This window comes from Oleiphilus sp. HI0043 (genome assembly GCF_001634935.1).
The window spans coordinates 1-13,924 of the sequence record NZ_LWEY01001245.1 but is presented as its reverse complement, the minus strand read 5'-3'; the positions used below and the strand labels follow the sequence as shown (position 1 = coordinate 13,924).

Here is a 13,924-nt window from a genome sequence, read left to right as displayed (position 1 = left end):
TCTTTTACATTAGCCAATGTTAAATACCTCGACGTAACTCCCAAGGGAAAACCTTCCCCATGCTGTTTAATAAAGTCTGCACAATTATAGGGTCCATTAAGTCAGTGAGTTCCCACTGACTTAAAAATAATAGCGCTAAATACTGATCAGCCAGGCTGAGGTCTTGTTCGCCACATGTCAGCATATCTGCAATTGACGAAAACATTGGCTTATCATCACTCTTGTACATCAAACGCCCATAAGAACAAACAGGCTTGCCTAAGACCATTGCCTCATGAACCAAGTTAGAGTTAACCGATACGACCCCAACACAATTTTTATGCGCGGCTAAATCAATACTACGGATACCTTTCTTAGCCTCGATAAATGTCACACCCTTTGGTAACGTCGGAGCATTAGATAAGCGGCATTTTTTAGCAGGATGCTCAGTCACGATAATGTTCACACCTTGCGCTTCCGCATAACTCCGATCAATTAGCGCCTGAGCCAATAAATCGTTGGCGCCCTTCTGCCCATACAAGCTCTCAAAACCAGAATCAGAAAACTTCAGGTTATAGTCCTCTCCTCCTTGGAGTGGCAATAAACAAAAAGGCTTTTGAGTAAGGCCTGCGATATCAACCTTTTTAGGCCTCAAGAAGTGTTGAGCGCGAGCTTTGCAGTGCTCTAAATCGCGTCGACCTATGCGCTCAACATAATCAACGCCAGAGTCAAACTGAGTGTGGCTGCGTGCATTGGCCCCATGAGGAGAGATTTGATAAGACGATCTCGGTAGCCAGCCATGTTCAACAACAAGCGTTTTATCGCCATCATCGACAAAACGCTCCGACCAATTAATTGAAACAGGGGGTATTGATTCAAACAAGTCAGGATTGCTATGGACAGTTCGAGCAAGCATGCTGAAAAACATTGTCTTCGCACAGGCTCCGCCCTTCAAACCCAATATAGAGGTAGCACTCGACCAATTTGACCGCCTCCCAAAGCGTTTGAATATCACATTGTCATGAGCCTTAAACTCTTTTGGGATAGCCCCCCAATAAGTCTTTTTATATTTCTTCACTGTCAATATCCATTATTTAAGTGTTAATGCTTATTCCAATGAATAGCTTTTCTTTATCCCAAGAGCGCTGAATAAGTCATTCATTTGCTGACTAGCCACCTCACAGCTTAATGTTTCAACACGAATATCCGGCCTCAACCACTTGGCAGACAGCAAGGTTGTCGAGATATCGCCCAAAACAAGCACGTCATCTCCCAGCAGAGGCAAGATAAGCTCAAAGCCTATATTTTTATCGATACGGGTTGAACCTGGAAACATCTCATCGAGCAAGTCAAGGTTAGTACTCCTCGGGTGAGCCTTGACCCCAATGTCACGAGGGGAGAAAGTTTCTAACAATCGCTTATAGGCACTTGTTAGACTATCCGGCTGCCTCATATAACTAGCCTCATGAGGCAAAGTAATCAACACCTTAATCGCATCGAAACAGCTTAAATCGACCTTTCTATCATCAAGTAAACTTTTAGAAAGCTGTTTAAATTGATCAGATGAGAACAAATCTGTGTTGAGCGCTAAGCGCTTCTTTTCCTGCAACAGAGGGTGAGCATACTCAGGGAACGCCAAATAGGCTTTTGAAATCCAAGCAGAAGAGCCTATTGTCAGGGCGTTCTTCCACCAGGTTCCGTATACGAGTTTCTTAAGAAAAGGATCCAGAAAACGGTGAGCGAAGCTATTCATTGATTTGTGGCCAATATAGCTCACCGCACCATCATCCATGTAAATACCGGTCGCACGTCTACCCGATTGACTGGCAACATGCATCGCATACTGAAACTCTACTCGGCGATCATTTCCAGTATAAATTTGTTTACTCGAATCCGAAGCAAACAAAACATCAATCCGTTTCATGACCTCCCGACGATGCTGTATCTTTCCGAGACCTTTATCATTCGCTAAAGAAACGGTTTCTTGAAACAATCCCTTTACTTGCTCAATCGCTAGAGTGAAGGATTTGGCCAAATCCAGGTTTTTTGAAACAATTACAGCTATGTTTTCTTGTCCTTGATTTTCAATTGCTAAGTTAGAGGCAATAAAAAAGTGTAAAGGAGAGGATATGAAATAGTAGTTTTTCATCGCGTCGTCAGCACCGGCTATTCTTGCATGTGTCTGATCTTGCTACGCACTTTAGATATATTGGAATCCTGCGCATAACGCCCTTTCGTCACATGACGAATTTGAAAGACACCATCAATATCTAGAGGGGTTCCTTCCGACTTAATCAGCCATTTGAACGCTGTATCTTCATAAGTTTTACGCCAGGTTAGCGTTTCGGTCTGGAAGATTCTTATTTTTTCACAATAGCCAATCGCCCGAGCTACATCACCATGTACAATCTGAAAAGCGCCTTTTGCTTTATCACGAGTATGAGAGCTAAAGTTCGCGGTTTCAATATCAACTAATTGAGGCTCGGCATCTTTACGCAACATCGGGTCGTCATCTTTCAACATGTCAGTTGTTTTCTCGGAGCGCGGGTAATACAAAATATCTTTCTTACCTTGAAGTGCTTCAGCCAAAGAATCGAGGCAATTCTTATGGAAAATAATATCGCAGTCGGTAAACCACAACCAGTCAGCTTTAGTCGAACGAGCCGCCATGTTTCGACCAATTCCGCGGCGAAATAGTTTTCCCTTACTTAGCGGCTGAAAATTCCAAGTAACATTTGGCACCTCTAGCTTAGAAAAGTAATCTAAAACAGCTTTGGTACCTTTATCTTCCTCAGCATAAAACACGGTTGCGGTTAAACGTAACTTACTGGGTGGGTAGTTGACGTATGAACTTAACTGATAGCTCAAGGTATTAGAGTAGTTCCAGCAATGACTTACGATTTCCAGATCAAACTCACCTGAAACAGCTGACCGAGTTTCGGTTTCAGGAATGGGGTCGCGAAACCACGACACGGGTAACAAAGGCTTAACAAACCACCGAAATAGTTGGATCAAATATGAATCATAACGAAGTGGCGGATAAGTTTTGGTTTGTTGCATCAAGACGTTTCCCAGAGAAAGTATCGTAGCCAAGGATATTACCATAAGAGCAATAAAATGGTTCCTATTATTAAGACATACTCAATCCCATAAACGGTGAAGGAAGACAACACAAGCCCCAAACTTGTCCACATATTTTTTTGTATGTTAGTATCGCCGCCATTTATTGAAATACCTATCAGATCCAGGATTCATAATGCTTTATAGAAGTGAAGTTGACGGTTTACGAGCCATAGCAGTGCTACCAGTCATTCTTTTCCACGCTGGACTATTTGGTTTTAGCGGTGGCTATGCTGGCGTCGATATCTTTTTTGTTATCAGCGGTTATTTGATTACCCGTATCATTCTGGATGAGCTGAACGCAGGTACTTTTACGATCAGAAACTTCTATGAGCGTCGCGCACGTAGAATCTTACCCGCTTTATTTAGCATGCTGACTGTAACAACGCTTATTGCCGTTGTCGTGATGCCTTCAGAGCTTTTTAAATCTTATGCCAATAGCGGGCTAACGGTTATCAGCTTCATCTCTAACTTCCATTTTTATAGCGTTAGTGATTATTTTTCTACGGCAGCAGAGCAAAAACCACTGTTACATACCTGGAGCCTTGCAGTAGAAGAACAGTATTATGTACTCTTTCCTTTGTTAGCCTTATATGCCTTCCGTAAAGGTAAGTCACTCTCTGCAATCGTTATCGCTCTCACGCTCGCCTCTTTACTGTTATCGCAATATATGGCCTTCAAAGGAGACTCCGCAGCAAATTTCTATTTAATTTCCTCTCGTGCTTGGGAGCTATTGTTTGGCTCAATTATTTCCATATACAAATTTGATCAGATTTCATATACGAGACCCGTCAGGCAGATAGCGTCTTTGACTGGTCTCACAATGGTTATCGCTTCATTCTTTTGCTTTGATGCTGACACGCCATTTCCTAGCTTTTATACTTTGCTACCCGTTATAGGTGCCAGCCTAATCATTATATTTGCTGATCGCCAAACTCTAGCTGGCAAATTACTCTCTCTAAAGCCAATTGTAGCCGTAGGACTCATCTCCTATTCTCTCTATTTATGGCATCAGCCATTGTTCGCGTTCTTGCGGATGAAGAGCTCAGGCGAACCTTCTGAAGCACTATTCATCCTGGCAGTACTTTTAACCTTCGTACTGGCTTTTCTAAGTTACCGCTATGTCGAAACCCCGTTTAGAAGAAGCCCTAAGTTCAAAAACAAGGATATGATCCAGGTTGCTAAACGTTGGATAGGTATTGCTATATTAGGCTTTGGATTCATACTCGCAACTGACGGCATGCAATTTCGTTTTAGCACCGAATATGATGCAACGATTGAACATAACCCTAAGAGAAAACAGTGCCACACCAAAGGGAAAGACTACCTGCGCCCGGAAGAATCGTGTCATTACTTCAACGACAATGTCACCTGGGCTACTTTTGGAGATAGTCACACCGTAGAACTTGCTTATGCCTTAGCAAAGAAGCTCGAGCCTCATAAGCAAGGCAACCGTCACTTGTCGTTTAGTGGCTGCCAACCCGCGCTGAACTATAATGTCAAACGAGGTGGCTGCCATAATTGGACAAATGAAACACTAGCTTACTTAGAACAAGAACAAAGCATTAAGAATGTAATCGTAGGCTACCGATATACAGGTTTTTTATCTAAACCAGATATCAATAATTGGCTGAGAGAACCTTTCCGAAAAGAAACGCACGAAGAAGTTTGGGAAATGTACTGGCAAAGCCTAGATGAGATTATCAGTCGCTTATTAAAAGCAGGTAAAATGGTCTACGTAGTCTATCCGATACCAGAATTACCAGATCATATCGCGACGATACTGACCCCGAACTACCTCTTTGTTGATGATTATACCTATGACAAGGATAAAACCACGACAGTGGATGCATACATGAAGCGTCATGCGTTTATCCTTGAGAAACTAGATAGCTTGCCATTTGGTGATAACCTGAAAGCAATTAAGCCTCTCGAAGCAATATGCTCTGAAGAATACTGTCCGACAGTAAGGGATGGCCAAGCACTATATTTCGATGACGATCACTTAAGCTTAACAGGTGCCGGAATTGTACTGGATCATGCACAACTCAAAATTGACTAGCCAATAGGGATTATCCAAAATCCCACTTGGCATGTTTGGCTGAAAACTCAACCATATGATCAATAAACGCACGCAGTTTGGTGGTAAACTGCTTATTGCTTGGGAACAAGATGCTTAAAGGTAAGTCAAAGTTATACTCTGGGAGCACTTCAACCAGCTCACCCTTTTCCAGCGCATTGGCGATATGAACACGAGGTAAACGGGTGATTCCCAAACCATCGACGGCAGCCTGACGAGACATAAACATATCATTGGTGGCAAGACGTGTTTCCACCAAATCAACCAGTATATCCGGCTCAGGGTTAAGCCATTCAGGGATTTCCAGCTGAACTAATTTATGGCCACCTAAGTCATCAATACTGTCAGGGTAACCGTACTTCTTAATGTAGGCAGGACTACAACAGTAAACAACGACAGCCGAGCCCAAACCACGCCTGACAAGACTGGAATCATCCAAATGACCAGCAATGATCGCACAATCGATCTTCTCTTCAATCAGGTCTACTTTACGCTGATTAACCAGGTTCTGAAGCTTAACCTCGGGGTACTTCTCCATAAAGCTCGCCATCAGTTCAGACATAAATGGGTCTTCATAGGCGTAAGGCGAAGTCACTCTTAATATTCCTGAAGGCTTGGCTTGTAAGTTCTGAACAGCTAACTCTGCTGTTTCAGCCTCCTGAAGCATGCGACTGCAGTGTTCATAATACACTGCGCCGATATCAGTCAGCTTTTGCTGCCGGGTGGTACGATACAGTAACTGTACATTTAAGCGTGTTTCCAGATCAGAAATTCTTCGACTAATAGTAGAAACAGGAATACCACTTTTCTTCGCAGCACTGGAGAAGTTGCCACTATCGACAACCGCTACAAACACAGCCATTTCATCAAGAGAGTAATTCATAGCCTAAGCAACCTTCTCAAATATGGTAAAGTTATTCTATTTTTTTTGTTATTGCCCTTCAATCTGAGCAGATATAGACTAACTCAAAACTTGCTTAGCGGGTAGCACTAAATACAGGCCTTTTGGTACTACCCCTCTTTTCTCTCTTTTCGTTTTACTCAGTTGAGTGACCCGTTTAACTTTCTGATATAATCGACTTGCATTAAACAGGTAGCATAAATAACATCTACTTACTTAACCAATCGATTAAAGGCAAACATAGGTTCCCTTCTTAGAAGTACCTTATTACTAGGCCTTACCTTGTTAAACACTTTAGAATACTTTCCCGGGCTGGTAACACGTAATGACAAGCCATATATTTCTGATTGACACTGAACTTCAATGCTTTGCGTCACTAAAAATTATTGAAACAGAAAAAATCCATCGCCCCATATTCTTTAGTTTTAACAAGAAAGCTTCCCACTACCTCAAGCAACGTAAAAGTAAAGTAATTCCTCTGGAAACTAAATCAAGAGGTATCTTCCGAAGAGCCCGTGCTCTTCATAAAAACATTAGTAAAATCAAAAAGCACTTAAACGATAAGAATATTTTTTACATTAACCGGCTCGATCTAATTTATACGAACGTCATCATTGGAACGCTCAATAAAAGTCATAACATAGAAGTTCGAATCGTGCCTGAAGGTACGATAAACTATTCACCTGAAGACGCATCCGTAAAGTGGGAATATAGAGCGAAGAAAAAATGGCCATCGCGCATAAGCTATGGAGTCACTGGACTACGCATATATCCTATAGAAGGGGAACGAATAGGCACAGATACTCCCATCGTAAGCACTGCCTATAGTTTTTCTGGGCTAGAAAGCCCTTACCCTAAGTCGAAAGTGAAATACATTTCCTTGCCTGACAAAACTTCTGAATCGGATCGAATAGGGGCTAGAAAAGCATTGGTTGTAGGTCAGTGCCTTCTAAAAAATAGTAAAACGCCAAAGGAAGTTGAACACCGTATTTCGAATGAAATAGAGAATAAGTTAAGCTCATTGGGCGTGACTGAAATACATTATATTGCCCACCCAAGGGACGAATACGACTGCCTATTCAAGGAAAACTATAAAAAAATTGAACACGATTACGTTTGTTTAGAACAGTATTTGGAACAAAATGAGTATGACGTTCTGATATCATGCTGCAGCACAGTTTTACTCACTGCAAAACTGATTTTTGGTGATCGAATAGACTCTATATCTGTTGGCGCCAATATCTATCCACAGGCCCTTGATAGTATTAGTACTATATTCAGAGTAGCGAACGTTGATACGATTGATCTTGATTCAGTCGGATAAATCAAGCTGTGCAAAACGTTCACTTAATAACGACACACCAGACCCTTTTAGAACATCCATGACCCTCCGACACAAAGAACATTATCTAAATCCAAGTAATCTTTCGCAGTGGACTCATTCACCCCACCTGTCGGCATGAAGTACATATTACGATAAGGCCCCGAAATTGCCTGAATATATTCAACACCGCCTAAGAGCTTTGCTGGAAATAACTTTACCAAACAGAGACCCAAGGCAATAGCTCTCTCAATCTCCGTGGGTGTTGCGACCCCAGGAATAAAGTCAAAGTTTCGCTCTTTAGATTTCGAAATTATTAGTTCATTCAACCCTGGAGAAACCCCAAAATCGGCTCCCGCACAAATCGACTCATCTAGCTGCTCAACATTCAATATAGTACCTGCCCCGACCTTCAAACTTGGAAAGTCGCGCTTTATGCTACGAATAGCATCGAGAGCTACGTCTGTGCGTAAAGTTACTTCAAAGACATCAAACCCATCAGCAACTAATGCCCGAATTTTATTTTGCAAACCTTCAAGATTCTTAACAACGAGCACACAGACGACTTTATTTTTTAGATATTCCATCTTTATCCACCAATTATCTCCATTGCAGCATTAAGAACCTCGTTTTTATTATCCTCATAAACCTCAGGAAAAACATAACCCCACTTAGCTTGGATGGTAGATAGCTTTTCAACCCAATTACACTTTTCGAGATGAGAATATGAGTCATCAATAAAAAGAGCCCTCTTGATATTCATTCGTTTTATATAGTCATCCATGAACAAAGACTTGCAGCCAAATTGGTCATATGACCTCGAATCAAAAATTTCGACATCACGCAACACACCGTACTTTTCAAGAAGCGCACTGACAGTTTCTGCATCCTTCGTCGTTACAACAACAACATTCGAATTGTTATTTATTAAGTCTATGAAGCCATTAGCACCTTCATAAAAGTGATTTAAATCAAGCCATTCATCCCAGAAATGATTTCTAACAACTTGTCGCGTAGCAAAAAATCTATCCTGGAAAACCCTAGCTTCGTCTCCTGCTTCATTTGGCAACATATCTAGAAATTGGACGTCCTTCTCTTCGTCCAAACACTTTAATAGATAATAGTAATTCCACGCGGGACCAATATGACAACGCTGTTCGAGAAACCTCCTGCAATGCTCACTATTCAAGTCTACGTCAGAAAGTTTCTGAGATTTTTTAGTCGCAAGCATAGCCATAGCATATGCTTCTTTAGCCGAATCTACGATTACACCATCAAAGTCCAGAAATATAACACTCTCATTTTGAGTTTTAGACTCATTGCTCTGATAAATCCCCATTAAATCACGAGCAATTTCATAGTCTTCGTATTCATCTATATCGATGCCCGCAATCTTGGAAACACAGGACTTAAAAGGGTTCTTACCAAGAAGATACTCTTTATCAAGCATCAATGACTTAGGAGCCATATACAGCCCATTCGTTACCCTATAAATATTAGGCAGCTCCTGGCTAATGGTATGTTTCTTTGTTGCAGAATAATTGATTGGTTTTTCATCATCCCAAAAATATTCCTTGAGCAAGTTTACAGAAACCAAGCTATCGAAACTTGAAGTTTCTGGAATAACATGATCATAGTACTCACGAAACCCCTGCAAATACTCTTGAGGACTCATCAAAGGAACAACACATGTCACCCAAGCAATGTGCTCGTGCGGTATATCTTTAACGACACCAACAATGACCTCACTAAAAGTAGCTTTATGTCCGTCAGCAAGGAACTGATCGCGACGATGAACTTTTACACCCTCTTCTCGAGCAATATCCATCAGTACATCAGCCTCAGTACTAACGTATATGCTATCTTTTGACAGCACTTTCTTAAGCTGTCTTATTTTCCACGCTAACAGACTAATTTTGTCTTCACCAACCTCAAGAAGGGCCTTTTGCGAAACTCTTGAACTACCAAGTCTGACAGGTATCACTGCCGCAATATCATACTTATTAAACATTTCTCACCATTTTATAAGGTCCTATTGTCATCGAGCGACTCAGCCTCCTCTTTCTTATCACTTCGTTCATTGTAACAACAACTTAAGCCTACCAACTCCATCACCGCAACGTGACGGTATACTAAATTACAGCCCTATATAGATTATCTGATTACATCATAGAAAACGAGCCACCTAATCTTTAAGTTATACAAGATCCTTGTAAGCGTCTGGGCATTACCTATTGATCAGCCTTCCCGTTATGTGGCAATAACTCATCCAGCCGATTATTCTTATGCGACGGTAATCGGTTAAGCACATCTTTCTGATAGGCGTATGCTTCCAATCCATTCATCTTGGCGGTTTGGATTAACGACATAATTGTAATGTTTAAGGGGACGGAGGGATTATTTATTAGCCATTTTTTGGTCTCCCTCTACGCATCTGGCCAATCTTTTGCCCTGTCTTCTCGGCAACTTGGATCTTGAACCTATCGGAACCCAGCGGTTGGCAATAGTGTTCTGCTAACCGAATCCCGTGCACATCTGAGCCACTCAAGCTTTCTTTAAATAACTCACGATATTGATAGCATCTTTGCTCTATATCACTGCCTAACTCAAGATACAGTTCATGCGGAGTTGTCACAACATGCTCATCACCATAGGCATTTGAGCCATAGCTACTCCATTTGTACTCTTCCGGCCGCTCAACCATTTTCGCTGTCACCGGATTTAGTTCGATATATCGATAACATTTCAACAAATAGGCCACCCCATCAATAGGGCTTGATTTGTGCCTACCTTCCCATAACGTTCCTGTGCGCTTGTACGTCTTATTAAAGTACTGCGCATAACGGCTACCCAACACCTTCATCACTTGAGAAATACCATCTTGCTCTGAAGCTGTCATAAGTAAATGCACATGATTGGTCATCAAAACATAACTATGAAGCGCCACATTGTAACGGCTCAGTACCTCGCCTAGAACATGCAAGTAAAATTGGTAATCTTCAGGTGAGTAAAAACAGGCTTCTCGATTATTCCCGCGCTGAACAATATGAAAGGGCACGTCAGGCAAATACATCCTTTTTCTTCTCGGCATCGCAAACTCCTTTTTGCGTATGGATTAAGAATCATTGAAAGTATCAGAGTTTGGGTTTACGGAGAAGTTTGTCTGCTGGTCAATTAATAATCCCTCCGTCCCCTTTCTTTACTTTTCTCTCATTTCGTTTTACTCCGGCGGGTCAACCCGGTCCGCCGAAGAAGTATTCACCCGAAACCAACCCGCAATCGAGTAGCGATCCTTTTTAGCTGGCAGCACTTCATGCGGAAACTCTTCACTAAGAAAGACCACCAGTGTCGCGAAGCTAGGAAGCACTTTTTGCCCTTCTTGATCATCCTGATCCTTGTATACAACTAACTCACCGCCATCCTCTTGCGTCCAGTCTTTATTAAAATAGGCGACCAAAGTGAGTGTTCGATTTGACTGCCCCTTAAAGGCATCCAAGTGGCGCTGATAAAAATCACCCGCACTGTAATGCGCAAAATGACTTTCGAACGAAAACAAGCCTAAGTATAAGCGCCTGTTCATATAAGACTGCAATTGAGACGCCCATTCAAGCCAAGCCTTACCCGCCTCCGTCTCTTCTGAGATCCAAGCGATTTCATCAGAGCGAACCGTCTCGTTCCTCACAAAGTCTTGCTCACGCCCTATTCCGGCTTTCTTGAATTTCTCTGAAGCTAAGCCTTTTACTTCCTGCGCCAAAGCATCAGCCAAAGCCTGAGGGATCGCCCCTTCATTGATAGAGCAGCCGGTTTGAATCAAATCTTGCGCGATTGACTCAAACAAAACTTCATTGTCTTCTGGGCTTGATAAGTACACCGATAGTTCTCCAAAAAGTCATTGCTAAGAACACGATTTCCACAGTATAGTTCGCGTTCTTACTACGCAAAAATGCGGCCCTTAAACTTCAAATATTTAAAAGGATTTTGAATATGACGAACATTCTATTTTAATTACCCAAAAATCAATACTGACAACTGAACTTTCTGATCAACAGAAAGCTATTTAGTTCTGTCGATAAAACTCTTCACGCTTTCGTGCTTATGCGAAAGCTATAAATAAATCCTCTTTATAATCAAATTTTGAGAAACGACACTATGACTGCGTCTAAACTATTCGCACTAATCACTTTAATTTTATTTTTGTCTGCTTGTGGCTCTGACAGTAAAAATATAACACTGCCTGATTGCCCCGAGCCAGATAATAGCTCCGACACAATTTCCGAGTCAGACCTCTGTGGCAAGGCTTTTATCGACGACCTTGGCGATGATACCTATGTTATCTTCAGTTTTTTCTCTGACATGACCTTTGAATTCACCGGAAACGATGATAACGATTCACGTTTAGCGAGCGTAACGAGCGGTACATGGGCAGTGGTAAATAACGAGGTAATTGTTTACCTTGCCGATGAAACACTTACCTTTAGAGAGTCTGCGATCGAACAGGGCCAATACTGCTTCCAACTTCCTGAAGACGATGTCAGTCATATCAGGCATTGTGCAGTAGAAGCAATTCAACCTTCGTTAAGTGATCTCACTAAAGAATTCTACTATGAAGACTGCCCTTTCTGCTCTATTGAGTTCTTTGCTAACAATACGGGCGCTACCAACGGAGATGAAAATGATGGCTCGTCTTTTTCATTTTCCTGGAGTTTTCAAGGTGACGGCACAATATCCATTGTCTACGACCGTGCTTTGGGCAGTAACAAGTTCTTCTTTACTGAACAGGATAGCGAAAAAATTAGCTTCATTAGTTTAAACGATTATGCTGATGAGGCACCTTATATGGACTCCAACGTCCTCTTCATAAAATAGAACCTGTGCCTAGATTCAAGTAAGCAAGCCTGATCATTCAGGTTTGCTTACTTCTCACCCCGCTCTTTATAGACTCTGTCGCCACTCAACGATCTGCTCGGCTAACCACTGTGGTGCATCCAAAGCCAAGTCATGCCCGGCATAGTGATGACAACGATAATCTGCCCCCCATGCTTGGGCGGCATTTTCAGAGCAGTGGTAGCTAACAATCCTGTCTTGTTTAGCCGCAATAAACAGCATATGTTCGACGGGCTTTTGTGATTCGCATTGAAAGCGACTGGCCGCCAGAATTTGCTTGATTGCCGCTCTCCGGCTAGGTGGCTGCTTACGTCTGAAGTCTAACCACTCATCTAGCAAACACTCATCACTATCTCTCATGTTACTCGACAATCGCAAAATTTCACGCTCACTGTAGCGCATAACGGGGTTAAACCAGGCCTTTAGGAAGCCTGCATAGGCCTTAGGTTGAAGTCTCTGATAAAAGCGAGCATAGGGTCTAAAGCTTGAATTTATCAGTATCAGGCTAGCGACTTTTTCAGGGTGCATTTGAGCCAAGGCAAGCGCCACCATTCCGCCCATGGAAATACCTACAAGATTGATCTTACCGTCAACAAGCTTGGCTGAGTCAAAAATCCTCGGCGCAAGACTCTCAGCAATTTCTTCTATCGTCCCCGGGCTAGATTCATGATGTCGCTCACCAAAACCTGGCAAGTCCTCAAACAATACCTCTGCGCCTGACAGTGTTTTTAAGTGCTCAGGAAACTCACCCCAATGCAATTTCTGGCGAGACAAACCCCTTATTAGCATCCACTTTTCCATTAGCGATACCAAAACTGCTTAGCTGCTTGAAAGGTCTGTACCTGCTGCTTTTTCTTGGGCATCCAGCTCTTATAGCCAATGGCTGCCGAGCAAAGAAAATCGAATAGCATAATATGCCGCCGTAAAACGCGTTGCAGGCGATGCGGCACCATCGGGTTGAATAAACCAGACCTAGAGAATAGTTGAGTCGGACGCTTCTTAATCCAATTCCATGAGCCCATCTCAAGCGTCAAAGGAATCATCATACTCTCATGTGAATTCTTATGTCGCTTGTAGATGTAATCCCACAGATCTCCATGCGTGATATAACTCAATGACTGAGGCTCAAAGATATAATGATGGTGAGAGTAAGTTCGATCTAGCAATAATTTCAGCGCATAAATCTTGTCGAGTACCGCAATAGGCCGTTTGCGATAAGCATAGGGAAACCACAAGTAATCGTGGAAGCCAAAGCCCGAATGACAGTCTAGCGTTAAGGTAAAGGGCGATTGATCAGAATAACGCTCGACCACCTCTACCAGCTTCTGGTTCTCAAGCTCCATTTGCTCCTCGACCTTGCCACAATACCAAGGCAGGTGTGGCGATATTCTTTGTCCGCCACCAAATAACAGGGCCTCGCTCTCTGCTTCCATCGGAGAGTTACGCATTAAATCCACACCATTGGGATTAGCACGTGTATTGAGATACATCCCGCCAGGATTAACTATCGGCAAAAACACTAAGTTCATTGCTTCTAATTGTTTGGCGACCACCACATCCCAAGACATTCGCGACAGCAGCATCTCTAGGTACGACAGCAAAACTTGTGTACCGATACGCTCGATCCCATGAACACCCG

Annotated in this window: 13 protein-coding genes and 1 pseudogene; 3 read left to right on the top strand and 11 right to left on the bottom strand. The window is 42.4% G+C overall.

From position 1 onward, the window contains the following. Positions 1–19: 19 nt before the first annotated feature. The 3 genes from A3729_RS15520 to A3729_RS15510 are packed head-to-tail and all read right to left on the bottom strand — an operon-like array spanning position 20 to position 3,039. A complete protein-coding gene (locus A3729_RS15520) occupies positions 20–1,057 on the bottom strand; it encodes a hypothetical protein (RefSeq protein ID WP_068510876.1) in 1,038 nt (345 codons plus the stop codon). Between the two features lie 30 nt (positions 1,058–1,087). After that, positions 1,088–2,128 (bottom strand): polysialyltransferase family glycosyltransferase, encoded by a 1,041-nt coding sequence (locus A3729_RS15515; RefSeq protein WP_068510878.1) that lies wholly within the window; start codon positions 2,126–2,128, stop codon positions 1,088–1,090. 17 nt (positions 2,129–2,145) lie between these two features. Continuing rightward, positions 2,146–3,039 carry a glycosyltransferase family A protein gene (locus tag A3729_RS15510; RefSeq protein WP_068510881.1) on the bottom strand — a complete coding sequence of 298 codons (894 nt, stop codon included), beginning with the start codon at positions 3,037–3,039 and terminating at the stop codon, positions 2,146–2,148. Positions 3,040–3,235: 196 nt separating this feature from the next. Here A3729_RS15510 and A3729_RS15505 point away from each other — a divergent pair, with 196 nt between their 5' ends. Next, a complete protein-coding gene (locus tag A3729_RS15505) occupies positions 3,236–5,161 on the top strand; it encodes an acyltransferase family protein (RefSeq protein WP_068507741.1) in 1,926 nt (641 codons plus the stop codon). A gap of 10 nt (positions 5,162–5,171) precedes the next feature. Here the strand turns inward: A3729_RS15505 and A3729_RS15500 are convergent, their stop codons facing one another. Further along, positions 5,172–6,062 (bottom strand): LysR family transcriptional regulator, encoded by an 891-nt coding sequence (locus A3729_RS15500; protein WP_068507739.1) that lies wholly within the window; start codon positions 6,060–6,062, stop codon positions 5,172–5,174. Between the two features lie 343 nt (positions 6,063–6,405). On the opposite strand from A3729_RS15500, the gene A3729_RS15495 reads away from it, so the two are divergent. Next, positions 6,406–7,404 (top strand): polysialyltransferase family glycosyltransferase, encoded by a 999-nt coding sequence (locus A3729_RS15495; RefSeq protein WP_068507737.1) that lies wholly within the window; start codon positions 6,406–6,408, stop codon positions 7,402–7,404. A gap of 47 nt (positions 7,405–7,451) precedes the next feature. On the opposite strand, the gene eda is transcribed toward A3729_RS15495, so the two are convergent. The 5 genes and pseudogenes from eda to A3729_RS15475 all read right to left on the bottom strand — a co-directional run bounded on the left by eda (position 7,452) and on the right by A3729_RS15475 (position 11,272). After that, positions 7,452–7,988 (bottom strand): bifunctional 4-hydroxy-2-oxoglutarate aldolase/2-dehydro-3-deoxy-phosphogluconate aldolase, encoded by a 537-nt coding sequence (gene eda, locus A3729_RS15490; protein ID WP_068507735.1) that lies wholly within the window; start codon positions 7,986–7,988, stop codon positions 7,452–7,454. Positions 7,989–7,990: 2 nt separating this feature from the next. Next, on the bottom strand, positions 7,991–9,412 hold the full coding sequence (locus A3729_RS31715) for a cytidylyltransferase domain-containing protein (RefSeq protein ID WP_068507734.1): 1,422 nt from the start codon (positions 9,410–9,412) through the stop codon (positions 7,991–7,993). A 220-nt stretch (positions 9,413–9,632) separates the two neighbouring features. After that, positions 9,633–9,773, bottom strand: a pseudogene (locus A3729_RS30940) (transposase domain-containing protein); the annotation flags it as partial. A gap of 32 nt (positions 9,774–9,805) precedes the next feature. Continuing rightward, positions 9,806–10,492: a transposase gene (locus tag A3729_RS15480; protein WP_068507732.1), complete on the bottom strand. Its 687-nt coding sequence runs from the start codon at positions 10,490–10,492 to the stop codon at positions 9,806–9,808. Between the two features lie 129 nt (positions 10,493–10,621). Next, positions 10,622–11,272: a 2OG-Fe(II) oxygenase gene (locus A3729_RS15475; RefSeq protein ID WP_068507730.1), complete on the bottom strand. Its 651-nt coding sequence runs from the start codon at positions 11,270–11,272 to the stop codon at positions 10,622–10,624. A gap of 278 nt (positions 11,273–11,550) precedes the next feature. On the opposite strand from A3729_RS15475, the gene A3729_RS15470 reads away from it, so the two are divergent. Beyond that, positions 11,551–12,267 carry a lipocalin family protein gene (locus A3729_RS15470; RefSeq protein WP_068507727.1) on the top strand — a complete coding sequence of 239 codons (717 nt, stop codon included), beginning with the start codon at positions 11,551–11,553 and terminating at the stop codon, positions 12,265–12,267. A gap of 66 nt (positions 12,268–12,333) precedes the next feature. Here the strand turns inward: A3729_RS15470 and A3729_RS15465 are convergent, their stop codons facing one another. Together A3729_RS15465 and A3729_RS15460 are read right to left on the bottom strand one after the other, a co-directional pair. After that, on the bottom strand, positions 12,334–13,074 hold the full coding sequence (locus A3729_RS15465; RefSeq protein ID WP_197470244.1) for an alpha/beta fold hydrolase: 741 nt from the start codon (positions 13,072–13,074) through the stop codon (positions 12,334–12,336). An 11-nt stretch (positions 13,075–13,085) separates the two neighbouring features. Beyond that, a partial coding sequence (locus A3729_RS15460) for a M14 family zinc carboxypeptidase (protein ID WP_068634049.1) occupies positions 13,086–13,924 on the bottom strand: 839 nt, incomplete at its 5' end.